At 64.2% G+C, this 1,937-nt stretch carries 3 protein-coding genes; 2 read left to right on the forward strand and 1 reads right to left on the reverse strand.

The window, feature by feature from the left end; translation table 11 throughout:
* Positions 1-91: 91 nt before the first annotated feature.
* Both E2C05_RS31410 and E2C05_RS31415 read left to right on the forward strand, forming a co-directional pair.
* Complete coding sequence (locus tag E2C05_RS31410; protein WP_408901644.1) at positions 92-358, forward strand: thiolase C-terminal domain-containing protein; 267 nt, start codon at positions 92-94, stop codon at positions 356-358.
* A gap of 5 nt (positions 359-363) precedes the next feature.
* Positions 364-792 (forward strand): Zn-ribbon domain-containing OB-fold protein, encoded by a 429-nt coding sequence (locus E2C05_RS31415; protein WP_158292498.1) that lies wholly within the window; start codon positions 364-366, stop codon positions 790-792.
* A gap of 475 nt (positions 793-1,267) precedes the next feature.
* Here the strand turns inward: E2C05_RS31415 and E2C05_RS31420 are convergent, their stop codons facing one another.
* On the reverse strand, positions 1,268-1,648 hold the full coding sequence (locus tag E2C05_RS31420) for a hypothetical protein (protein ID WP_133223529.1): 381 nt from the start codon (positions 1,646-1,648) through the stop codon (positions 1,268-1,270).
* Positions 1,649-1,937: the final 289 nt, after the last annotated feature.

Below are 1,937 nucleotides of genomic sequence, written 5' to 3' on the forward strand. Positions count from 1 at the left end.
GGCCATCGCAGCCCCGCCGACAGGCGCGCCGCCTGGCAGGAGGAGACCTTCAGGCGCGCCGCGTAGCCCAACCAGTTGTCCAAGGAGCCGGGTGCGGTACATCGGCTTCTGCGGCAAAGGGGAAGGCGGCGCTTTCGTCGAGGGAGGCGCGCTTGGGCTACAGGGCAGGCTGCCGGTGAACACCCATGGCGGGCTGCTGTCGCAGTCCCACATGGCAGGCATGAACCACGTGGTCGAGCTGGTGCGGCAGCTTCGCGGCCAAGCCGGGCGAGCCCAGGTGCCGGATGCGGAGGTGGGGCTGGTGACGGGCTATGGCGATCTGGGCGATGGCACCATCGCAATCATGGCGAGGGGATGAGGACGATGCAGACTGCCATCCCCGCAAAGCCTGCGCCTGAGCCAACGACCGATAGCCGTCCCTATTGGGAAGGTCTTGCTCGTGGGACGCTCCTTTTGCAGCGCTGTGCCGAATGCGGCCGGATGCGGCACTACCCTCGCCCGCTATGCGATGCGTGCCATTCTTTCGCAGCGGATTGGATCGAGGCCAGCGGCAGGGCCTCGGTACATAGCTGGACGGTGGCACATCACCCCTACCACCCAGCCTTCCGCGGGGAGCTGCCCTACACTGTCGTGACTGCCGACTTGCCGGAAGGCGTACGGATTGTGGCGCAACTGCGCGATGCGCAAGCGGACAGGTTGTGGATTGGCGCGCCGCTGCGCATCGGTTTCGAGGACAATGGCGAGGGCATGGTGTTGCCGGTCCTGGTCACGGCAGGCGGATCAAACAAGTGATTGTCCCAGCATCAACACCAATGCTTCGGCTTCGATAAGCCCCATGCCACGATCAATGGTTGTGTCCACTGGGTAGTTGCCGACACAGTCGGTGATGCCATGCGAAGAGGGGTGGCCTCGTGAGGAGGTGGTATCCATATCTTTTGTCGACATGGACACCGATGATGTACTTCCGCCCGTCTCCGCAGCCGCTGGTACTGAGCTGCGGCATACGGCTGTTTCAGCGGTAACCCTGGGAGCGAGGCGCGCATCTCCTCGCTCGAACCCCGTTGCGGCGCTCGGGCCAGGGCCGCGCCAAGCTACGCCAGCGCGGCAACGCTGTCAGCGCGCGAGAGAGCAGCCGAGGAAGCGCCATCGCTACGCTACGAAGATGCTGTGGTGCCGGGATGGCCCGATGTTGCGCGATGCGCCCCCCAGGCCCTAACGTCCGAACCGTCTCCCAGCAACGCTGATGTATACAACAGCGGTCGCGCACTCAAGCTGTTTCGGTCTTGACGATGCGCCGTGCCTCACCAGGAGGAGGGCAAGCATTCCTGGCGGCTGATCCGCCTGGATGCTCAGTCCCCAGGCAGGGCGCGGTCATGACGATGTACTTGGCGTCTACAACCTGCTCAAGCCACATTCCTTCGCCCGCAACAGGCCCTATGGAAAGGGGCGCGCACTTCTCCACCCGCAACTCCGTTGCGGTGCTCGGACCCGAGCAGGTCATTGAGAGACGTGGTACGACCATCAACTCCATCTGCTTCTCGGCCGCCCAGGACGACCCGAACCACAGCAGGGCGGCGCGGAGCTGGGCGAGGCTGTTATCTGTCCGTCCCTCGGTGGCGTTGACAGCAGCAATCAGGCGCTCCTCCATCGCGGCCGCCCAGCGCGAGATCTAATCGTTGCTCGTGTCAGGCCCCCACCTTCGTCACAAACCACACAACGAACTACAGCGTTGTGCCGGCGGCCGCGAGGCCGAAGCCCGCGACGGCAAGCGAGGCGCTGACCATCCACTTCAGTAAACTAAGGTCGCCTACAATCTCTGAGAGTCCTCTCTGATTGGGGTTAGGGGGTCAAGCTGTTCCTCTCGCCTCAAGTCATTCCCGTAGGTCACTCGCTTCTCTTCGCGGTCGGCGCGTGGCCGCCGCAGGATGGGGTCAGGA

The sequence above is a fragment of the Paracraurococcus ruber genome (assembly GCF_004353985.1).
In the GTDB taxonomy this organism is placed as follows: Bacteria; Pseudomonadota; Alphaproteobacteria; order Acetobacterales; family Acetobacteraceae; genus Paracraurococcus; species Paracraurococcus ruber.

Bases quoted from the DNA above. Each gene is read 5' to 3' on its own strand.
- E2C05_RS31415 (WP_158292498.1), top strand. From the start codon at position 364: ATGCAGACTGCCATCCCCGCAAAGCCTGCGCCTGAGCCAACGACCGAT.
- E2C05_RS31420 (WP_133223529.1), bottom strand. From the start codon at position 1,648: ATGGAGGAGCGCCTGATTGCTGCTGTCAACGCCACCGAGGGACGGACA.